Below are 19,181 nucleotides of genomic sequence, written 5' to 3'. Positions count from 1 at the left end.
CTCCGCTCGTCCTAGGGGGCATCGATCACCAACATGGAGGATTAGCGATATGCCCGGCACCGTACGTCTGCACCGCGTTCTGACAACCAGTCCGGAGAAAGTCTACCGCGCGTTCCTCGAAGCGGATGCACTTGCGAAATGGCTTCCGCCGAACGGCTTCACCTGCACGGTTCATCACTTCGAGGCGAAAGTCGGCGGTACGTTCAAAATGTCCTTCCGCAACTTCACCACCGGCGACAGCCACTCGTTCGGCGGCGAATATGTCGAGCTCGTGCCCAATGAGCAACTGCGCTACACCGACCGGTTCGACGACCCCCACCTGGCCGGCGAGATCGAGGTGACCGTGACATTGAAGAAAGTGTCGGTCGGTACCGAAGTGAATATCACGCAGGCCGGTATTCCAGACGCCATCCCGGTTGAGGCCTGCTATCTCGGCTGGCAGGAGTCGCTGCGAAATCTGGCGAAGCTCGTTGAACCCGAGATCAACCAGTAAGATAAAGCTGCCCCGGCTGGTTGGCGTCGCTAACCGGAAACCCAGGAATGACGCCGTTCTTCCCACCCAACGTGCGCCGGGACCGGAAAGGCGGGATCGGCGAAGCAGCCGACCGCGACGGCGATCCATTCTGGCTTTCGCTCGGGCTCCCAGAAAACGCTCGAGCCGCAGCCCGGGCAGAAATGGAAAGTGACGTGATGGCCGCTCCGAGCCGACCGCCTGTAGGTACTGGCGTCGCCGTGGGCTTCAACCTTGTCGCGCGCGAAGAAGGCGGCGACGCCGTATGTGCTGCCGGTCCGTTTCTGGCAGTCGAGGCAGTGACATTGCGCGACCAGTCGCGGGTCTCCCTCACAGGAGATCCTCAGTTGCCCGCAGGCACAGGATGCGATTCTCATGGAATCCTCATGATTCAGATGAATGCGTCGCCGGCTCATACGGCGGCGGCATGCTTCTGGTTTTCGGGGAGGTTCGGCCTTGTGAGTGGCTCCTTGCGCGAACGCGGCGAAGGACCAAGACCGATGGCGTATTTCTAATCGCCTCGGGCGATTGTTGCAACCGCGGTGAACGAGATGACGCGCTTGCCCTAGCTTCTGTCCAACCTCAGAAACGCGGCGCGCAGCGCCAGCACGGCACGCAGGATCTGGCGTTCGTCCATCGCCGCATAGCCGAGCAGCAGGCCGTGCTCGGGTTCAGTAGAGTGGTAGTTGATGGAGATGCCCTGGACGTCGAGCCCCTCCTTGAGGGCGGCAGCGACCACGTCACTGTCGTTGTAGGGCCTGACGAAGCTCGCCAGCAGCTGCATGCCGGAATCGTTTTCCGTGACGGTCAGCCATTCGGCCAGATGCTCCTGGCACAGCTTGACGAAGTTCGCCTGCCGGCGCGCATAGAGCCGGCGCGTGCGCTTGAGGTGTGTGGCGAAATAGCCCTGCGTGATGAAGTCGTTGACCGTTGCCTGCAGGATCAGCGGCGCGAACTGGCCGGTGATGCTCACCGCCCGGTCGAACGGCACCGACAATTCGCGCGGCACGATCAGATAACCGATGCGCAGCGCCGGGATCAGCGTCTTGCCGAAGCTGCCGATATAGACAACGCGGTCGGCATGATCGAGCCCGCGCAGCGCCGGCACCGGCCGGCCGCGGAACCGGTATTCGCCGTCATAGTCGTCCTCGACGATCCAGGCGCCGTTGCGTTCGGCGATGTCGAGCAGCTGCAACCGCTCCTCGATGCGCATGATGGTGCCGAACGGCCATTGGCAGGATGGCGTCACATAGATCAGCCGCGGCGGCGGCAGCTCCGGATCGGCAAGATGCCAGCCGCGCCGGTCGACCTTCAACGGTGCTAATCTGGCGCCGCTGGCGAGAAAGGCGCTCTTGGCGCCGAGATAGCCGGGCTCCTCCATCCAGACATGGTCGCCTTCGTCCATCAGCACGCGCGAGACGAGATCGAGCGCTGCCTGCGCGCCGGTGACGATGATCACCTGGTCGGCGGTGCAGCTGATGCCGCGCGACAGGCCGATGGTCGAGGCAATAGCCTGACGCAGGCCGGGGTGGCCGGCAAAGGAGAGATAACCAAGCAGGCTCTCGTCGCGGCTGCGTGCATTGCGCACCAGAAGGCTTGACCAGATGGTGAACGGAAACGATGCCGTTTCAGGCACGCCCGGATGGAAATTGATGACGCCGGCATTGCGCGGCGGTTGCGGGCCGTTGACGATGGTCTGGCCACGCCGCGACAGCTTTTGCGGCGCTGCCAGACCGGCGCGCAGCGACGCCAAGGGACGGTTCTGCTGGATCGGCGCCACCCAGGTACCCGATCCGGCACGCGCCTCGATGAAACCTTCGGCGAGGAGCTGGTCATAGGCGGCGATGACCGTGTTGCGCCCGACCTTCAGATCTTCGGCCAGCGAGCGCGTCGACGGCAGCAGCGTGTTCTGCGGGATCTGGCCGTCAAGGATGAAGCGTCGCAACGCGCCGTAGATCTGACGATGCATCGGTTCTTCCGAAGCGCGGTCGACCGACATGATGTCGAGGGAAAGGCGCATGTGGTCGGCCACGGCACTATCCCCCGACGAACCGGGCGGCGCGGGCGATCTTTTCCTCGTTGAGCCGGCAGACGGTATCGAGCACCAGTCGCCTGGTTTCGGGGCGGATCTCGCGGCTGTTCTTCAGCGCGCGATGCACGGTGGCGGCGCCAAGTTCCGCCTTCTCGGCGATCTCCCGGATGGTGCAAAGCCGTTCCATGCCAAGCGCAGCTTCGAAAGCCATGTCGCTCCTCCTCGGTTGCATCAAGGCACGGCTTCCGGCCGGCCTCAAGCTTGAAAGTCGGGGTTTGAAATCCGGAGCCGGGATTCTGCGATCCGCGCCGCACAGGGAGCAAGACGGCGCGGATCGCCGGGCGCTTTCGCGTCGCTAACCCCATCGAGGCGCGCGCCCATCATGTTCCTCCGGCTCGCAATACGGTCCGGTCAGTCTGCCTGTCGCGTCGCCACTTCGAAACCGGCTTCGCGGGCGGTGGCGAGCAACGAGAAATAGCCTTTGCTGGCATAGGTCAGCGGATGTGCCTTGGCCGGATCCTGCTCAGCTTCGACAACGATCCAACCTTCATAGCCGCGCGCGGCGAGGGGTTTCAGCAATGACAGGAAATCGACCGAGCCGTCGCCGGGCACGGTAAAAATGCCGTCCATTACCGCCGCCATGAAGCTCATGTCCTCGCGGCGTGCCCGTTCCAGCACCGCCCTGCGAACGTCCTTGCAGTGGAAATGCACGATGCGGTCGAGATGCCGTTGCAGCAGCGATTGCGGGTCGCCGCCCGAAAACAGGCAGTGGCCGGTATCGAACAACAGGCCGACGCTTCGGCCCGTCGCCGTCATCAGCCTGTCGACTTCATCGTCCGTCTCGACAATGGTGCCCATGTGGTGGTGGAAGGCCATGCCGACCCCGAATGCGGCCATGCGGTCGGCGAGGGCGGTCAGTTTCTCGCCATAGGACGGCCAGTCCCGATCGGCGAGCCGCGGACGCTCGGAGATCGGCGCGAAAATGCCGTCATGGCGACCGCGCGAGGTGTCGGCGTAGACGACGATCCTGGCGCCAAGGTCGCGCAACAGCTGCAGATGTGGGGTAATCGCCGCGAATTCCTCGTCGACCGTGCGGTCGAGAATGCGGCCATCATACCAGCCGGAGACGAGTTCCAGGCCATAGGAGGACAGGAGCGGCCCAAGCACTTCAGCCTGGCGCGGAAATTTGCCGCCGAGCTCGGTGCCGCGGTAGCCGGCCTGCGCGGTTTCCGACAGGCAGGTCTCCAAGGGCGTATCGCCGCCAAGCGCCGGAACGTCGTCATTGCTCCAGGTGATGGGATTGATGCCGATCTTGACCGTCATGACGCCAGGCTTTTGCAGGCTTGGGAATACAAGCCGAGCCTGCAAACTGGCGACAAAGAGGCCCTGTCACTAGGTCCAGTTCAGCCGAATTTGGCAGAACCAATGTTAACCCTAGTCCTCTTTGGGGCGCCCGAAGAGGGCACGCAGCTCGTCCTTTGCGTCCTCCAGCACTTTCTTCTGCGCCGCCGGCAGGTTCTTGCCGGCGCGGTTGATGTAGAAATTCAGCATCGACATGGCGGATTGAAACGGCCCTGCCTTGCGTCGATCGCTGTGCTCGGCCGATCGCTTCAAAGAGGCGGCGATCTTCTTGGGATCGTGGGATTCGAAGATGTGTTCCTCTAGGTCCAGCGCGTCGCTGTGCTCGGTGACGTCGGCGGACCATTTCCGTTGCGCGGTCATGGCAAACTCCTTCCACTAGGTCGTTGCCGGGAAAACGCCTTATGGCGCACCCCTGTTCCACCTCGGCCCGAATCCCTGGAGCCACGGATTTGCCTGTCGTGGCGCTGCTCGGCGATGCGAATGCGCCGATAGTGGTCAGAACCGCCGATTCAAGAACTGCGGACAGGAAACGCCTTGACCCCAATCGTCTCAAGCCAGGCAGGAAGTTCCGGCATCGACAGCACCTACGCATGGATACGACTCGGCATCTCGATGCTGCTGGCAACGATCGGCGGGGTCGGCATGTGGGCGGTGGTCGTGGTGCTGCCCGCCGTGCAGGCAGAATTCGGCGTCGATCGCGCCGCTGCCTCGATGCCCTACACCGCGACCATGGTCGGCTTTGCCGCCGGCAATGTGCTGTTCGGCCGCGCCATCGACCGCATGGGGTATTGGATCCCGGCGCTGATTGCCGCGATTACACTTGGCGCCGGCTTCCTGCTGGCGTCGCTGACCAGTTCGATCCTGCAGTTCACCCTGGTCCAGGGCCTGTTGATCGGCGTCGGCTCGTCGGCGATCTTCGGCCCTTTGATCGCAGACATCTCGCACTGGTTCAATCGGCGCCGCGGCGTCGCGGTGACGGCTGCCGCGTCCGGCAACTATCTCGCCGGAGCGATCTGGCCGACGGCGATGCCCTATGTCATGCAGGCGCAAGGCTGGCGCTTCACCTATGCCGCGATCGGCGTCGTCTGCCTGGTCACCATGGTGCCGCTGGTCCTGCTGCTCCGGCGCGGCGCACCACCTCAGGCGGCTCCCGGGTCGCTAGGCAGCCGCGTGGTCCAGCCGATCTCGCTGTCGCCGGCGGCCTTGCAGGCGCTGCTCATCGTCGCCGGGCTCGGCTGCTGCGTTGCGATGTCGATGCCGCAAGTCCATATCGTCGCTTACTGCATGGATCTCGGCTACGGCGTCGCGCATGGCGCCGATATGCTGTCGATCATGCTGGCGGCGGGCGTCGTCAGCCGGCTTGGCTCGGGCTTCCTTGCCGATCGCATCGGCGGCGTGAAAACCCTGCTGATCGGCTCTGTGCTGCAATGCCTTTCGCTGTTGTTCTATATCCCGTTCGACGGGCTTGCCTCGCTCTATGTCGTCTCGCTGGTCTTCGGTCTGTCGCAGGGCGGCATCGTGCCCTGTTATGCGATCATCGTGCGCGAATATATGCCAGCCAAGGAGGCTGGCCAGCGCGTCGGCATCGTCATGATGGCGACCATCTTCGGCATGGCTATCGGCGGCTGGATGTCGGGCTGGATCTACGATTTGACCGGTTCCTATGCCGCCGCGTTCCTCAACGGCATCGGCTGGAACCTGCTGAACATTTCGGCCATGGTGCTGCTGCTGTGGAAGGCCCGGCGCAGCGCTGCCGTGACGGCCTGAAGCACGGCGATACGGATCAGTCTTTCCGGCATCGCTTGACAATAGCCGAAGGCTGCGCGACGCCAGACAAGGTGCAATGGGCCAGGTTGGCATGGCGGCAGTGGCAAAGACCCTGAACATCGTCTCACGATCGCGTCTGGGCGGTTGCCCGGCGTCGGGACGAGTACGGTGATCAAGCCGCGCTCACGCCGTGGCGGCGGCCGCCCGACCATCGCCGATGTCGCCCGCAAGGCCGGCGTCGGCGCCATCACCGTGTCGCGCGCCTTGCGTGAGCCGGGGCGTGTCTCGGAAGACCTGCGCCGCCAGATCGAGTCCGCCGTGAATGAGCTCGGCTATGTGCCCGACCCGAATGCGCGGGCGCTGGCTTCGGCGCGCGCCGAGGTGTTTGGCGTCCTGGTGCCGTCGCTTACCAACAACGTCTTTGCCGAAGTGGTGCGCGGCATCTACGACAGCCTGTCGGACGGCCCTTTCCGCATCCAGCTCGGCAACACCCACTATTCCGGCCTTGAGGAAGAGCGGCTGCTGCAGGTGTTCGGCCCGCAACGCCCGGCGGCGCTGATCGTGGCCGGCATCGACCAGACGCCGGCGTCGCGAAAGCTGCTGGAAACGGCAGGCTGTCCGGTGGTGCAGGTGATGGAGACCGGGCCCGATCCGGTCGACATGATGGTCGGTTTCTCACATTTCCAGGGCGGCAAGGCGGCTGCGGAACATCTGATCGAGGCAGGCTATCGCCGGATCGGCTTTATCGGCGCGCGCATGGATCCGCGTTCGCAGCGGCGGCTTGCCGGCTATCGCGCGGCGATGGAGGCGGCCGGCCTGTTCGATGCGCGGCTCACCACCACGACGCCGGTGCCCTCCAGCGTCACCCTCGGCCGCGAATTGTTCCGCGACGCGCTGGCCAAGGTGCCGAGCCTCGACGGCGTGTTCTGCAACAATGACGATATCGCCCTTGGCGTGCTGTTCGAATGCCATCGCGCTTCGATCGCCGTGCCGAAGACGATCGGAATCGTCGGCTTCAACGATCTCGACATGATGGAAGTGGCGTTTCCGTCGGTCACCAGCGTTCGGACCTACCGTTACGAGATCGGCCGACGGGCTGTCGCCATGGCGCTTGCGGCGATCGAAGGCAACAGGCCGGAACAGCGGGTCGTCGACCTCGGCTTCGAGCTCAAGCAACGTGAGAGCACGGCGCGCTGAAGCGAGCTTCAACGCAATGGCCTTTACACAGCGTCATGGTAGCGCTACCAGTTATCGCCGGGCGGTACTTCGCCCCGAAGATGGCAGGCTGTTTATTATACATAAGCGACAGCTCATGCTTGTTTATTATGTATAATATGATAGTTTTTGCGAGACTAGCCGGGCAACAAAGGAGGGGATCGGGTCGGCATTCGGCCACCTGAACGCGCAACGGGTACGGCGGGAGGTGCCGGGCCGGAAACGCGCAAATTCATCGGCGTAAGAACAAACAAAACTGCAACTGGGAGGAATATCGATGATCAAGTCACTCGTTGGCGGTATCGTTGCCGCCACTGCTTTCGTCATGCTGAGCTCGTCGGCGATCGCCGAACCTGAAATCGTCAAGGGGCCATCGGCCGAGCCTGACTGCTTCGCGCCGTGGTCGGCCGATACGCAGTTCTTCAAGTTTCCCAAGAAAGACGGCCCGTACCGCATCGCTCTGGCCAACGGCTACATCGCCAACACTTGGCGCATCCAGATGGTGCAGACGGCAAAAGCCTATGCAGCGCAGCCGGAGGTCGCGGCCAAGCTCAAGGAATTCAAGGTGGTCTCGACCGGCGAAGACGTGCCGGCCCAGATTTCGGCAATCAACAATTTCATCGATTCCGGCTATGACGCGATCGTCGTCAACGCCCAGAACCCGACCGCATTCGGCCCTGTCATCAAGCGGGCCAAGGAAGCCGGCGTGGTGCTGGTCGCCTTCGACAACATCCTCGACACCAAGGATGCCATCAACGTCAATGTCGACCAGAAAGGCCTTGGCGAATTGTGGGGCAACTGGCTGGTCAAGCACGTGCCGAATGGCGGCAAGGTGCTGGAGGTGCGCGGCGTTGCAGGCACGTCCGTCGACACCGACCGCCATAACGGCATCCACGAGGTTCTCGACGCTTCCGGCAAGAAATGGGATGTCACCGAGGTCGTCGGCAAGTGGGATGACGGCGTTGCGCAAAAGGCTACGGCCGATGCCATTGCCACCAACGGCCCCTTCGACGGCATTACCGGACAGGGCGGCGATACCGGCATCGTGCAGGCGATGATCGATGCCAAGCATCCGTTCGTGCCGTTCGGCGGCGAGACGGAGAATGGCTTCCGCAAATTCTGTGCCAAGTTCGCCGCTGACGGCCTGAAATGCTCGTCGGCCGGAACCGGCCCGGCTCAGGTCGCGGTTGCCATCAAGACGGCGATTGCAGCACTTGAAGGCCAGGTCGTGCCGCAAGCGGTCAAGCTGCCGCTGGCGATCGTCGAAGATCCGAACTTCAAGGCAGGCCAGGATTTCTTCCCCGACCAATCCGACAATTTCTTCGTCGGCAATTCCTTCCCGACCTGCGGCATCAACTTCACGGCGCAGGAAATCATGGGCCAGAGCAAGGAAAACCAGTAAACTCCGACAGCCCGACGCCGCGGGAAATTCCGCGGCGTCGGCGCTCGACATCCTGATTGCCAAGCGCCTGGGGAGGGCCGATGGACGGTGCGGTTCCGCTCTTCCGCATGGAAGGCATATCCAAGCGCTATGGCGGCGTGCGGGCGCTGGAGAAGGCTGAGCTGTCGGTCACTCCAGGCAGCATCCACGCCATTCTCGGCGAGAACGGCGCCGGCAAATCGACGCTGATCAAGGTCATGGCGGGGGTCGTCGCGCCCGACGAGGGCCGCATGATGCTGGACGGAAACGAAGTGAGCTTCGCTTCGCCGGCCGCTGCCAACCAGGCCGGCATCGTCTGCATCTTCCAGGAACTGTCGCTCGTCCCCGAACTCAGCGTTGCCGACAACATCGTCATTTCCGATCCGCCGAAGCGTTTCGGCATGATCGACCGCAAGGCGCAGCGCCGCATCGCCGAAGAAGCCCTTGCTCGCGCCGGCGCCTCCGATATCCATCCGCTGGCGCTGGTCAAGGATCTTCCTCTTTCAAGAAGGCAGATGGTCGAGATCGCCAAAGCACTGGCGCGCAAGCCACGCATCCTGATCCTCGACGAGGCGACCTCGGCGCTGACCGCGGCTGACGTCGCCAGGGTTTTCGCCGTGTTGAAGCGGCTGCGTTCCGAAGGGCTGGCGCTGCTCTATATTTCGCACCGCATGAACGAGATCGCCGAACTGGCCGACCAGTGCACGGTATTCCGCAATGGCCGCAATGTCGCCAGCTATGCGGCCGGCACCAAGAGCGACAACGAGGTCGTCGAACTGATGATCGGGCGCGAATACAGCCACATCTTTCCGCCCAAGCCCGCGCGGGCGGGTGCTGCAGCCACGCCGGTTCTGGAGGCGCGCAGCCTGTCCTGGACGGATCGGCTGCACGATGTCTCGCTGTCGGTCGGGGCGGGCGAGGTGGTCGGCCTCGGCGGCCTCGATGGCCAGGGCCAGCGCGAATTGCTGCTCGCCTTCTTCGGTGTGCTGCGCGGCCTGTCGGGCCAGATCCTGATCGACGGCAGACCGGTGGCGATTGCCAGCCCGGCCGCCGCACGCGATGACCGGATCGGCATGGCGCTGATCCCGGAGGACCGCAAGACCGAGGGGCTGATGCTGCCGATGACGGTGCGCGAAAACCTCTCCTTCGCCGCCCTCGACCGGCTGTCCAGGGCCGGCATCATCGATCGCGCCGCTGAGCAGCGGCTGATCGACGACATGGTCGGTCTTCTGGCGATCAAGACGGCCGGGCTCGACATTCCGGTCGGCGCGCTGTCCGGCGGCAACCAGCAGAAGGTCGTTATCGCCAAATGGCTGATGCGGCAGCCGCGCATCATCCTGCTTAACGATCCGACGCGCGGCATCGATGTCGGCACCAAGCAGGAGCTTTACCAGTTGATGCGCAAGCTTGCCGACCAGGGTGCGGCGATCCTCTTCTATTCGACCGACTATGACGAGCTGATCGGCTGTTGCGACCGAGTGCTGGTGCTCTATGACGGGGCGGTCAAGCGCGAACTGGTCGGCGCCGAAATCACCGAACGGGCGCTGATCGCCAGCGCGCTCAACATTCACGAAGAGATGCCAAGGCAAGGAGCGGACGCGTGAAGGATTGGCGCTACTGGCTTGCCGAACAGCGCGGAACGCTGCTGGCGTTCGGCATCTTCGTCGTCATGTTCGTCATCTACACCTCGAACCACCCAGCGGGTTTCACCGCCAATATCGTGCAGACCGCCTCGAACAAGGGCGTGCTGCTCGCCTTCGTCGCGATGGCGCAGACGCTGGTGGTCATCACCGCCGGCATTGATCTTTCGGTCGGCATGATCTTCACGCTGACCAACTGCCTGGCGTCGTGGCTGGTCGTCGGCACCGGCATCGAGACCGCCTTCGGCGTCATCGCCGTGCTCGGCACCGGGCTGCTGTGCGGGGCAATCAACGGCGCCATCGTCATCTATGGACGCCTGCAGCCGATCGTAGCCACCATCGCCACCGGCGCGGTCTATTTCGGCATCGCGCTGCTGCTTCGGCCGTTTCCGGGCGGCTCGGTCAATGAAGGGCTCGCCGATGCGCTGACAGGGCGCCTGTTTGGTTTTGTGCCGGCGAGCCTGGTGACGCTGCTGGCGGTCGTGCTCGTTGTCTGGGTGCCGTTCAGCCGGTCGGTGCTCGGCCGGGCCGCCTATGCAGCCGGCTCCTCGGAGATGGCGGCCTACATGTCCGGCGTGCCGATCCGGCGTGGAAAGTTCGCCGCCTATGCGCTTGCCGGGCTGCTTGCCGCGATCGGCGGGCTGTTCCTGACGTTTTTCACCTATACCGGCGATGCGGCCTATGCCAGCGGCAACGCCTATACGCTGTTTTCGATTGCCGCGGTCGTGCTTGGCGGCGTGTCGCTGTTCGGCGGCAAGGGCAGCGCCATCGGCGCGATCTTCGGCGCGCTTGCCTTCCGCACCATCGGCGACCTGCTGTTCGTCTTCGATTTCGATCCGCTCTGGCAGCCCCTGTTCCAGGGCGTCATCCTGCTGATCGCGGTCAGCCTCGGCGCCTTCGCCCTGTTTCGGGTCCGCAACCGGCTGGAGTGGTTCCTGTGAGCGAAACGACTGTGAGCGGTCTCGCCGGCCGCATGCCGAAATTCCTCCGCCGCGCCGATCCGGCGGTGCTCACGGCGTTCGCCTGTATCGTGCTGCTGCTGTTCCTCGGCAGCCTCTATTCGCGCAGCTTCCTGTCGCCTGAATACCTTTTGCAGCAGCTCAAGGTGGCGTCGTTTCTGGGCGTCATCGCCACCGGCATGATGCTGGTCATCCTGCTCGGCCAGATCGACCTGTCAGTGCCCTGGTCGGTGGCGGCCGGCGCCATGATGGCCTGCGCCGCGGCCGCATACGGTCCCGTCGGCGTGGCGCTTGCCATTCCGTTCGGCATCTTCTGCGGTGTTCTGATCGGCATCGTCAACGGCATCGGCGTAGCCTATCTGCGCATCCCCTCGATGATCATCACGCTTGCCACCAACGCCGTCGCGCAGGGGCTGATGGTGGTCTACACCGGCGGTTTCTCGCCGCAGGATTCGGCGACCGGTGCGATGCGCTATCTGGCGACCGGCTTTGCTGTTCCTGGCGTGCCGAACGCAGTTCTCATCTGGGCGCTGATCGGCGCCGCAATGGTGTTCGTGCTGACCCGCACCGGCTTCGGCCGCACCGTCTACGGCATCGGCAACCGCGAGCGTGCCGCCTATCTTTCCGGCATCGATACAAGGCGCGTGGTGATGGTCGCCTTTGCAGTTTCGGGCGGGCTCTCCGCCTTCGGCGGCGTGCTGTTGGCCGGCTATGCCTCCAAGGCGGCACAATCGATGGGCGATGCCTATCTGCTGCCGTCGATCGCCGCCGTGGTGCTTGGCGGCACCTCGATCCTCGGCGGGCGCGGCTCCTATCTCGGCACCGTCGCCGGCGTGATCCTGATCACGCTTTTGCAATCCATTCTCTCTGTCATGCAGATGCCGGAGGCGGGACGGCAGATCATCTACGGCGTCGTCATCGTCGCCATGCTGCTGCTCTATGGCCGCGCGCCGGCAAGCCGCTGACCTGCATGACCGGGAAAGACGTGGCATATAAGCCGGCGAGCACTGGACGAGCGACATCCGCCATCGTGGTGATGGGCGTCGCCGGCTGCGGCAAGTCGGTCGTCGGCGAAGCGCTTGCAGCGGCATCGGGCGCCGTCTTTATCGAAGGCGACAGGCTGCATCCGCCCGAAAACGTCGCGCGCATGGCGAGCGGGCAGCCGCTCACCGACGCGCTGCGCGAGGGCTGGCTCGACGCGATCGGCCAGCGCATGGCAGCATCGGTCGCAAGCGGGCAAGGTGTGGTCGCCGCCTGCTCGGCGTTGAAGCGCAGCTATCGCGATCGCCTGCGCGGCTTTTGCCCGGATATCATTTTCGTCTATTTGGAGATCGACCCGGCAACGGCAAAACAGCGCGTCGGCAATCGCAAGGGTCATTTCATGCCGGCAAGCCTGGTCGACAGCCAGTTCGCCACGCTCGAGGCGCCAGCGGCGGACGAGGCGGCGATAACCTTGGATGGCACGCGTCCGGTCGCCGACACCGTCGCAACCGCCTTGAGCCTGCTCGCGCGCTAGCGTGGTTCATCGTTTCACGGAAACGCCGAACCGCTCTATCTCTTTGTTTTTGCGCAATTCCCTAGGGAAAGCGCTACGCGCTTTTCCCGGGAAAACCGTTTCACACTTTTCCTGGAATTGCTCTAGATCTGCGACGTCAGTTCGACCGGGAAATCGTCATTGTCGGCGTCGCGCATGGCCGCGAGGCTGCGGTTATCGAGCACCTCGGCGATTGCCTGACGGACCTCCAGCATCATGTGCCGGACCTGGCAGGTCGCCTCATCGCAATCCTCGCAGCGCTGGTATTGCGTGCGGCTGGCGCAGGGGATCGGCGCCAGCGGCCCGTCGAGAACGCGCACGACATGGCCGATCTTGATCTCGGAAGCCGGCCGGGCGAGACGATAGCCGCCTTCCTTGCCCTTGCGGCTCTGGACGAATCCGGCGTTGCGCAACTCGCCCAGGATGGCATCCAGAAATTTCTTGGGGATGTTGTTGGCGACCGCAATGTCGTTGACGAATGCAAGCTGGCCGACCGGCAGGCCCGACAGATGCACGAGGGCCTTGAGGCCGTATTTGCCTTTTTTGGTAAGCATGCCCGAACCAACCCATAAAGCCCCAACCACCCGCATTTGGCGGCTGTTTGTGTGCAAATAATGACGGTTTGGCCGTGCGATGCCGTTCGCGCAGACAGGCCGTCCGACGACATATTGCGCGCAAACGCGTTGATTCTTCGTAACGTTTTGGCGGGCGGGCGGTCCGGAATGTGCGGAAGCTGCAATTTCGGCGGGGCAAAATGGAAGGAAAGCTGGCAAGCGCCGGCTTTCCATCAGTTCGCGAGGTTGGCGACGTCAGCGGCTGCCGTAAGTCTGGTCGAGCAGGCCGCCCGCTGCAAAATGCTCGGCCTGGACCTTGGCCCAGCCGCCGAAGACGTCCTCCACCGTCAGCAGGCGGACATCGGGAAACTCAGCCTTGTATTTGGCGGCGACCGCCGGGTCGCGGGCCCGCAGGCCGTTGCGGGCGGCGATGTCCTGGCCCTCCGGCGTATAGAGGAAGTCGAGATAGGTCTTGGCGAGGTCGCGTGTGCCGTGCTCGTCGGCGACCGTGTCGACGATCGCCACCGGAAATTCCGCCAACAGGCTGACCGAGGGCGTCACCTGCTCGAATTTGTCCTCGCCATACTCCTTGCGGACGCCGCGCGTTTCCGACTCGAAGGTGATGAGCACGTCGCCGATCTCGCGCTGCACGAAAGTGGTGGTCGCGGCGCGCCCGCCGCTGTCGAACACCGGCACGTTGTTGAACAGCTTTGTCACAAACTCCTTCACCTTGGCATCGTCACCTTTGAAGGCTTCCTTGGCGTAGGCGGTGGCTGCGAGATAGGTGTAGCGCGCATTGCCGGAGGTTTTCGGATTGGGGAAGATCACCTGGACGTCGTCGCGCACGAGATCGTTCCAATCCTTGATGTGCTTCGGATTACCGGCGCGCACCAGGAAGGAGGGCAGCGAATAGAAAGGCGAGGCGTTGTCCGGAAAGTCCTTCTGCCAGTCGGCGGAGATAAGGCCTTTCTTGACCAGGAAGTCGATGTCGATGACCTGGTTGAAGGTGACCACGTCGGCGCCGAGGCCTTCGGCAATGGCGCGTGCCTGCGCAGACGTCCCGGCATGCGACTGATCGATGGTGACGCCAGGGTGGCCGGCGACGAAGGCCTTGTTGACCTGCGCAAACAGTTCGCGGCCGACATCGTAAGAGGCGTTCAGCAATTTGTCGGCCGACCAGGCTTGGGAGGATGCGAGGAACAGGCCGGCCAACGTGGCGACGCCAAGCAAAAATCGCTTCATAAAACAGGGCTCCAATGCCGTGCGCTTAATGCCGGACCATAGCGGCAAGACATTGTGCGCGACGAGGGACGCGGAGCGGCCCCTCCACGTTGTCGATAGAAGAAATATTCCCGCTGTGGGCGATTTCTAGTTTTTTCTTTCAAGCAGAGTCTCAGGACAGCTTGGCAGCGGAGCCTATGCCATCGGCGTGCACGATGGTTCCCGGCGGGCCAACGCGGTGCAAGGCGATTGCGTCGCCGCGCTGTTTGGCATATACAAATGGTATATACAAGGAGCTGTCATCATGCCTCAACGCCGCCATTCAGCAACCCCGCCGAAAGAGGCGAAGTTGTTTCGCAACAATCGCAGCCAGGCGGTGCGCATTCCTGTCGAGTTCGAACTTCCCGGCGAAAAGGTCTTGATCAGCCGTGAAGGCGACCGCCTCATCATCGAGCCGGTCCGCAAACCTGGCCTCACCGCACTGCTCGCGCAATGGGCGAAAGAGCCGCCGCCGGGTGCCGAGGAAGACTTTCCCGAAGTCGAGGATATGCCTGTCAAATCCGAGGAATTTTTTTGATGAGGTTCATGCTGGACACGAACATTGTCAGCGACATGATCCGAAATCCGGCCGGGAAAGCCGCAAGCGCTGTCCTGCGCGTGGGAGACGCCGCCGTGTGTACCAGCATCGTGGTCGCGTCGGAACTGCGATATGGCTGTGTCAAGAAAAGATCAGCCAAGTTGCACAAGAAGGTTGAGGAATTGCTGGCTGAGATTCCCGTCTTGCCGCTCGATGTGCCGGTGGATGCCGAGTACGGCGCGATTCGCGCAGAACTGGAAGGCAGGGGCCAGACCATCGGCCAAAACGACCTTTTTATTGCTGCCCACGCCCGTGCACTGGGAACTACCCTGGTGACCGCCAACACCGGGGAGTTCAACCGGATCAAAGGCCTGAAGGTCGAGAACTGGCTGGTGTAGCGCCTGGATAGAGGATCAAGCAGCCGGAAAAAGCTTCCAGCGCCGCGGCCTAAAAGCCACTCGACTTTTCTGCGCCGCCGGATGATCGACGGGCAATTCGATCTCGACCCGCTGGCGTTCGCCGCCGATTTCGAGCTCGACCCGCCTGGTGCCGGCGACGCGGCGGCTGGCGGCGACCGTGCCGGCGATGCAGCCGTTGCATTCTTCCACCAGATCGACGTCGTGCGGGCGGAAGAACAGCGTCGCTTCGCCTTGCGGTGCGCGCGGCGCGGAAAGCCCGATCGGCCGGTCGGCGATCCAGACCTGGCCGTCCTCGACCTTGACGGGAAGCGAGCTCGATTCGCCGATGAAGCCGTAGACGAAGGGCGAGTTCGGCGTGTCGTAGATCTCGTCGGCGGTGCCGACCTGCTCGATGCGGCCCTGGCTCATCACCACGACGCGGTCGGCAAGCTCCAGCGCCTCTTCCTGGTCATGGGTGACGAAGACGGTGGTATGACCCGTGGTGTCGTGGATGTCGCGCAGCCAGCGGCGCAACTCGCGGCGCACCTGCGCGTCGAGCGCGCCGAACGGCTCGTCGAGCAAAAGCACGGCTGGTTCGATCGCCATGGCGCGGGCCAGCGCCACCCGCTGGCGCTGGCCGCCCGAAAGTTGCGCCGGATAGCGTTTTTCCAGACCGGAAAGCTGAACGAGGTTGAGGAGTTCCGAGGCGCGGCGGCGGATTTCCTTCGCCGACGGGCGGGACGGTCCGTGCCGGACCTTGAGTCCGAAGCCGATATTGTCGGCGACCGTCATATGGCGAAACAGCGCGTAGTGCTGGAAAACGAAGCCGACATTGCGCTCCTGGATCGACTTTTGCGAGGCATCCTCTTCGCCGAAGAAGATCTTTCCGCGGGTCGGCCGCTCCAACCCGGCAATCAGCCTGAGCAGCGTCGTCTTGCCGGAACCGGAAGGTCCCAGCAGAGCGATCAGTTCTCCCGACTTGATGTCGAGCGAAACGTCGTGGAGGGCCGGAAACCGCTCAAACTCCTTGCGCACGTTGGCAACGCGAACTTCCATGCAAATCCCTTTGTAGTTGATGCATGTCGTTATCCCAAAGCCGGTTCCCAGTTTTGGGCGACATGCATTTTGTCAGTGTCCGCGCGTCGCGGCGATCTCGGCGCCGTAGCGCATCTCGAGAAGTGTTTTCAAGACCAGCGTGACGAGCGCCAGGCCGGCAAGCAGCGAAGCGACGGCAAAGGCGGCGGCGGCATTGTACTCGTTATAAAGGATTTCGACATGCAGCGGCATGGTGTTGGTCAGCCCGCGTATGTGGCCCGACACAACCGAGACCGCGCCGAACTCGCCCATCGCGCGGGCATTGCACAGCAGCACGCCGTAGAGCAATCCCCATTTGACGTTGGGCAACGTCACATACCAGAACGCCTGCCAGCCATTGGCCCCGAGCGACAGGGCTGCCTCCTCGTCGCCGTTGCCTTGTTCCTGCATCAGCGGGATCAATTCGCGGGCGACGAAGGGGAAGGTGACGAAGATCGTGGCAAGCACGATGCCCGGCACGGCAAACAGGATGACGATGCCATGCGCCTTGAGCCAGGCGCCGAGCAGGCCTTGCGCCCCGAACAGAAGTACATAGACCAGGCCGGAAATGACCGGGGAGACCGAAAACGGTAGGTCGATCAGCGTGGTCAGGAACGCCTTGCCCTTGAACTCGAACTTGGCGATCGCCCAGGCGGCGGAAATACCGAAGACGACGTTGAGCGGCACCGAGATCGCCGCGACCAGAAGCGTCAGGCGAATCGCCGAGCGCGTGTCCGGTTCGCCCAGCGCCTGTGTGTAGGCCTCGATGCCTTTGGCGAAAGCTTCCTTGAAGACGATGATCAGCGGCAGGAGCAGGAAAATGCCGAGGAAGGCAAAGGTCACGATCATCAGCACGGTTCTCGCCGTGCGGCTTTCGGTCACTGCCGGCGACTGGCTCTCGTGGTGCGGCGCGTAGGATTTGATCTCCGGGTCAGCCATAGCGCTTGCGGCTCCAGGTCTGCACCAGGTTGATGACCAGCAGCATCACGAAGGACAGCGCCAGCATGATCGCCGCGATCGCGGTCGCCGCGGCGTAGTTATATTCCTCCAGCCGGATGACGATCAGAAGCGGCGCGATCTCGGATTTGAAGGGCAGGTTGCCGGCGATGAAGATGACGGAACCGTACTCGCCGACACCGCGTGCGAAGGCCAGCGCGAAACCGGTGACGATAGCAGGCGCCAGTCCGGGTAGCAGAACGCGGCTGATGATCTGGAAGCGATTGGCGCCGAGCGTGGCGGCCACTTCCTCTACCTCCTTGTCGATCTCCTCCATGATCGGCTGCACGGTGCGCACGACGAAGGGCAGGCCGATGAAGACCAGCGCGATGACGATGCCGAGCGGCGTATACGCGACCTTGATGCCGAGCGGCGTCAGCAGGCTTCCGATCCAGCCGTTCGGTGCGTAAAGCGTGGTCAGCGCGATGCCGGCAACCGCCGTCGGCAGCGCGAAGGGCAGGTCGACCATGGCATCGACGATGCGGCGGCCCGGAAAGCTGTAGCGCACCAGCACCCAGGCGACGATCGTGCCGAAAACGACGTTGACGGCGGCGGCAATGAAGGCGGTGCCGAAGCTGATTTCAAGCGCGTTGATGGTACGGCGATCGGTGACGATCGCCCAGAAGTCGGTCCAGCCGAGCGCCGCCGAGCGCCAGATCAGCCCGGACAGGGGAATGAGGATGATGATGGTGAGGTAGGCAAGCGAGAAGCCGAGCGTCAATCCGAAACCCGGAATGACGCTCGGCTGTCTGAACCGCCACCCCGCCTTGGCGGGTGCTGTGGTCATGTCGTCCTGATCTAAATGCTACTGGGCCGGCTTATAGATCTGGTCGAATATACCACCATCGCCGAAATGATAAGGCTGTGCCTTCTTCCAGCCGCCAAAAAGCGGGTCGTCGATGGTGATCAGCTTGATCTCAGGCAGCTTGGCCAGGTCCTCCGCCGGCACCAGGTCGGGCTTCGACGGGCGATAATGGTTCTTGGCGATGATCGTCTGGCCTTCCTTGGAATAGAGATAGCTCAGATAGGCTTCGGCAACTTTGCGCGTGCCTTTGGCGTCGACATTGGCGTCGACCACGGCGACCGGCGGCTCGGCCAGGATCGAGGTCGGCGGGTAGACGATATCGAAATTGTCGGCGCCGAACTCGTCGAGCGCCAGATAGGCCTCGTTTTCCCAGGCGAGCAGCACGTCGCCCAGCCCTTTTTGCGCGAAGGTCACGGTTGCGCCGCGCGCACCGGTGTCGAGAACCGGGACATGCGCATAGAGATTGCCGACGAATTCCTTGGTCTTGGCCTCGTCGCCGCCATCCTTGGCGCTGGCGTAGGCCCAGGCGGCGAGATAGTTCCAGCGCGCGCCACCGGAGGTCTTCGGATTGGGTGTGATCACCTGGACATCGTCCTTGACCAGATCGCTCCAGTCATGGATGCCTTTGGGGTTTCCCTTGCGGACCAGAAAGATGATGGTCGAGGTGTAGGGCGCGGAATTGTTTTCGAATTTCGTCCGCCAGTCGGGATTGATCCTCTTCGATTTCGAGACAATCGCGTTGATATCGCCTTCGAGCGCCAGCGTCACCACGTCGGCGTCGAGGCCGTCGATCACGGCGCGGGCCTGCGCGCCCGACCCGCCATGCGACTGCTGGACGGTGACCGTCTCGCCTGTCTCGGCCTTCCAGTGGGCAATGAAGGCCTCGTCGAACTGCTTGTAGAGCTCACGCGTCGGATCATAGGACACGTTGAGAATGGTGGTGTCGGCAAACGCGAAACCGAGCGTGCCGAACTGGACAGATGTGGCGACCAGTGCGCCGAGCAGTTTCCTGAAATGAGGTTTGGTCATTTCCGCCTCCGTTGAACTCGCGCCAAATCTACCGAATTGATAGAATTTAGATGCAATCAATGTTGCCTTTTTTGGCTCATTGAAGCA

The 19,181-nt window shown here is 63.1% G+C and carries 21 protein-coding genes; 10 read left to right on the top strand and 11 right to left on the bottom strand.

Annotated elements, in window-relative coordinates:
- The first annotated feature begins 49 nt into the window (after nucleotides 1-49).
- Nucleotides 50-493 (top strand): SRPBCC family protein, encoded by a 444-nt coding sequence (locus tag AC0L2Y_RS23760; RefSeq protein ID WP_473559849.1) that lies wholly within the window; start codon nucleotides 50-52, stop codon nucleotides 491-493.
- A gap of 29 nt (nucleotides 494-522) precedes the next feature.
- Here the strand turns inward: AC0L2Y_RS23760 and AC0L2Y_RS23755 are convergent, their stop codons facing one another.
- From AC0L2Y_RS23755 to AC0L2Y_RS23735, 5 genes are all read right to left on the bottom strand, one after another.
- A complete protein-coding gene (locus AC0L2Y_RS23755; RefSeq protein WP_473559847.1) occupies nucleotides 523-888 on the bottom strand; it encodes a GFA family protein in 366 nt (121 codons plus the stop codon).
- Nucleotides 889-1,076: 188 nt separating this feature from the next.
- Nucleotides 1,077-2,543, bottom strand: a complete 1,467-nt coding sequence (mocR, locus tag AC0L2Y_RS23750) for a rhizopine catabolism transcriptional regulator MocR (protein ID WP_473559845.1) — start codon at nucleotides 2,541-2,543, stop codon at nucleotides 1,077-1,079.
- Between the two features lie 4 nt (nucleotides 2,544-2,547).
- Nucleotides 2,548-2,754, bottom strand: coding sequence for a LacI family DNA-binding transcriptional regulator (locus AC0L2Y_RS23745; RefSeq protein ID WP_352453276.1), 207 nt, complete (start codon nucleotides 2,752-2,754; stop codon nucleotides 2,548-2,550).
- A gap of 200 nt (nucleotides 2,755-2,954) precedes the next feature.
- Nucleotides 2,955-3,866: a myo-inosose-2 dehydratase gene (iolE, locus tag AC0L2Y_RS23740; RefSeq protein WP_473559843.1), complete on the bottom strand. Its 912-nt coding sequence runs from the start codon at nucleotides 3,864-3,866 to the stop codon at nucleotides 2,955-2,957.
- A 111-nt stretch (nucleotides 3,867-3,977) separates the two neighbouring features.
- Nucleotides 3,978-4,265: a DUF3175 domain-containing protein gene (locus AC0L2Y_RS23735; RefSeq protein WP_023675825.1), complete on the bottom strand. Its 288-nt coding sequence runs from the start codon at nucleotides 4,263-4,265 to the stop codon at nucleotides 3,978-3,980.
- Nucleotides 4,266-4,439: 174 nt separating this feature from the next.
- On the opposite strand from AC0L2Y_RS23735, the gene AC0L2Y_RS23730 reads away from it, so the two are divergent.
- From AC0L2Y_RS23730 to AC0L2Y_RS23700, 7 genes are all read left to right on the top strand, one after another.
- A complete protein-coding gene (locus tag AC0L2Y_RS23730; protein WP_473559841.1) occupies nucleotides 4,440-5,672 on the top strand; it encodes an MFS transporter in 1,233 nt (410 codons plus the stop codon).
- Nucleotides 5,673-5,840: 168 nt separating this feature from the next.
- The gene (gntR, locus tag AC0L2Y_RS23725) at nucleotides 5,841-6,869 is read left to right on the top strand and encodes an HTH-type transcriptional regulator GntR (protein WP_473559839.1); all 1,029 of its coding nucleotides are present in this window, start codon (nucleotides 5,841-5,843) and stop codon (nucleotides 6,867-6,869) included.
- 295 nt (nucleotides 6,870-7,164) lie between these two features.
- On the top strand, nucleotides 7,165-8,289 hold the full coding sequence (locus AC0L2Y_RS23720) for a sugar ABC transporter substrate-binding protein (protein ID WP_352709807.1): 1,125 nt from the start codon (nucleotides 7,165-7,167) through the stop codon (nucleotides 8,287-8,289).
- A gap of 80 nt (nucleotides 8,290-8,369) precedes the next feature.
- A complete protein-coding gene (locus AC0L2Y_RS23715; protein ID WP_473559838.1) occupies nucleotides 8,370-9,911 on the top strand; it encodes a sugar ABC transporter ATP-binding protein in 1,542 nt (513 codons plus the stop codon).
- Entirely contained in the window at nucleotides 9,908-10,888 is a 981-nt protein-coding gene (locus AC0L2Y_RS23710) for an ABC transporter permease (protein ID WP_473559836.1), read from the top strand. Before AC0L2Y_RS23715 ends, AC0L2Y_RS23710 begins: the two co-directional genes overlap by 4 nt.
- Nucleotides 10,885-11,871: an ABC transporter permease gene (locus AC0L2Y_RS23705; RefSeq protein ID WP_473559835.1), complete on the top strand. Its 987-nt coding sequence runs from the start codon at nucleotides 10,885-10,887 to the stop codon at nucleotides 11,869-11,871. The genes AC0L2Y_RS23710 and AC0L2Y_RS23705 overlap by 4 nt, the downstream gene beginning before the upstream one ends.
- Nucleotides 11,872-11,876: 5 nt before the next feature.
- Nucleotides 11,877-12,422 (top strand): gluconokinase, encoded by a 546-nt coding sequence (locus AC0L2Y_RS23700; RefSeq protein WP_473559833.1) that lies wholly within the window; start codon nucleotides 11,877-11,879, stop codon nucleotides 12,420-12,422.
- Between the two features lie 122 nt (nucleotides 12,423-12,544).
- On the opposite strand, the gene AC0L2Y_RS23695 is transcribed toward AC0L2Y_RS23700, so the two are convergent.
- Nucleotides 12,545-12,994, bottom strand: coding sequence for an RrF2 family transcriptional regulator (locus tag AC0L2Y_RS23695; RefSeq protein ID WP_006202816.1), 450 nt, complete (start codon nucleotides 12,992-12,994; stop codon nucleotides 12,545-12,547).
- Between the two features lie 255 nt (nucleotides 12,995-13,249).
- Nucleotides 13,250-14,236: a sulfate ABC transporter substrate-binding protein gene (locus AC0L2Y_RS23690; protein ID WP_352709803.1), complete on the bottom strand. Its 987-nt coding sequence runs from the start codon at nucleotides 14,234-14,236 to the stop codon at nucleotides 13,250-13,252.
- 283 nt (nucleotides 14,237-14,519) lie between these two features.
- Here AC0L2Y_RS23690 and AC0L2Y_RS23685 point away from each other — a divergent pair, with 283 nt between their 5' ends.
- A complete protein-coding gene (locus tag AC0L2Y_RS23685; protein WP_473559831.1) occupies nucleotides 14,520-14,792 on the top strand; it encodes an antitoxin in 273 nt (90 codons plus the stop codon).
- Nucleotides 14,792-15,190, top strand: coding sequence for a type II toxin-antitoxin system VapC family toxin (locus AC0L2Y_RS23680; protein ID WP_352771334.1), 399 nt, complete (start codon nucleotides 14,792-14,794; stop codon nucleotides 15,188-15,190). The genes AC0L2Y_RS23685 and AC0L2Y_RS23680 overlap by 1 nt, the downstream gene beginning before the upstream one ends.
- Before the next feature lie 15 nt (nucleotides 15,191-15,205).
- Here the strand turns inward: AC0L2Y_RS23680 and AC0L2Y_RS23675 are convergent, their stop codons facing one another.
- The 4 genes from AC0L2Y_RS23675 to AC0L2Y_RS23660 form a co-directional block, all read right to left on the bottom strand.
- Nucleotides 15,206-16,246, bottom strand: a complete 1,041-nt coding sequence (locus AC0L2Y_RS23675; protein WP_473559829.1) for a sulfate/molybdate ABC transporter ATP-binding protein — start codon at nucleotides 16,244-16,246, stop codon at nucleotides 15,206-15,208.
- A 72-nt stretch (nucleotides 16,247-16,318) separates the two neighbouring features.
- Nucleotides 16,319-17,203, bottom strand: coding sequence for a sulfate ABC transporter permease subunit CysW (gene cysW, locus AC0L2Y_RS23670; RefSeq protein ID WP_292658912.1), 885 nt, complete (start codon nucleotides 17,201-17,203; stop codon nucleotides 16,319-16,321).
- Nucleotides 17,196-18,047 (bottom strand): sulfate ABC transporter permease subunit CysT, encoded by an 852-nt coding sequence (gene cysT / locus AC0L2Y_RS23665; RefSeq protein WP_352465239.1) that lies wholly within the window; start codon nucleotides 18,045-18,047, stop codon nucleotides 17,196-17,198. The genes cysW and cysT overlap by 8 nt, the downstream gene beginning before the upstream one ends.
- 18 nt (nucleotides 18,048-18,065) lie before the next feature.
- On the bottom strand, nucleotides 18,066-19,094 hold the full coding sequence (locus tag AC0L2Y_RS23660; RefSeq protein ID WP_352491075.1) for a sulfate ABC transporter substrate-binding protein: 1,029 nt from the start codon (nucleotides 19,092-19,094) through the stop codon (nucleotides 18,066-18,068).
- Between the last annotated feature and the right edge of the window lie 87 nt (nucleotides 19,095-19,181).

Source organism: Mesorhizobium sp. WSM4830 (assembly GCF_055811495.1).
This window is presented reverse-complemented; position numbering and strand designations above follow the sequence as displayed.

Excerpts from the sequence above, each read along its gene's own strand:
- AC0L2Y_RS23760 (WP_473559849.1), top strand. The coding sequence starts at position 50 with ATGCCCGGCACCGTACGTCTGCACCGCGTTCTGACAACCAGTCCGGAG.
- AC0L2Y_RS23755 (WP_473559847.1), bottom strand. The coding sequence starts at position 888 with ATGAGAATCGCATCCTGTGCCTGCGGGCAACTGAGGATCTCCTGTGAG.
- AC0L2Y_RS23745 (WP_352453276.1), bottom strand. The coding sequence starts at position 2,754 with ATGGCTTTCGAAGCTGCGCTTGGCATGGAACGGCTTTGCACCATCCGG.
- iolE (WP_473559843.1), bottom strand. The coding sequence starts at position 3,866 with ATGACGGTCAAGATCGGCATCAATCCCATCACCTGGAGCAATGACGAC.
- AC0L2Y_RS23735 (WP_023675825.1), bottom strand. The coding sequence starts at position 4,265 with ATGACCGCGCAACGGAAATGGTCCGCCGACGTCACCGAGCACAGCGAC.
- AC0L2Y_RS23720 (WP_352709807.1), top strand. The coding sequence starts at position 7,165 with ATGATCAAGTCACTCGTTGGCGGTATCGTTGCCGCCACTGCTTTCGTC.
- AC0L2Y_RS23715 (WP_473559838.1), top strand. The coding sequence starts at position 8,370 with ATGGACGGTGCGGTTCCGCTCTTCCGCATGGAAGGCATATCCAAGCGC.
- AC0L2Y_RS23700 (WP_473559833.1), top strand. The coding sequence starts at position 11,877 with ATGACCGGGAAAGACGTGGCATATAAGCCGGCGAGCACTGGACGAGCG.
- AC0L2Y_RS23695 (WP_006202816.1), bottom strand. The coding sequence starts at position 12,994 with ATGCTTACCAAAAAAGGCAAATACGGCCTCAAGGCCCTCGTGCATCTG.
- AC0L2Y_RS23690 (WP_352709803.1), bottom strand. The coding sequence starts at position 14,236 with ATGAAGCGATTTTTGCTTGGCGTCGCCACGTTGGCCGGCCTGTTCCTC.
- AC0L2Y_RS23685 (WP_473559831.1), top strand. The coding sequence starts at position 14,520 with ATGCCTCAACGCCGCCATTCAGCAACCCCGCCGAAAGAGGCGAAGTTG.
- AC0L2Y_RS23680 (WP_352771334.1), top strand. The coding sequence starts at position 14,792 with ATGAGGTTCATGCTGGACACGAACATTGTCAGCGACATGATCCGAAAT.
- AC0L2Y_RS23675 (WP_473559829.1), bottom strand. The coding sequence starts at position 16,246 with ATGGAAGTTCGCGTTGCCAACGTGCGCAAGGAGTTTGAGCGGTTTCCG.
- cysW (WP_292658912.1), bottom strand. The coding sequence starts at position 17,203 with ATGGCTGACCCGGAGATCAAATCCTACGCGCCGCACCACGAGAGCCAG.
- cysT (WP_352465239.1), bottom strand. The coding sequence starts at position 18,047 with ATGACCACAGCACCCGCCAAGGCGGGGTGGCGGTTCAGACAGCCGAGC.
- AC0L2Y_RS23660 (WP_352491075.1), bottom strand. The coding sequence starts at position 19,094 with ATGACCAAACCTCATTTCAGGAAACTGCTCGGCGCACTGGTCGCCACA.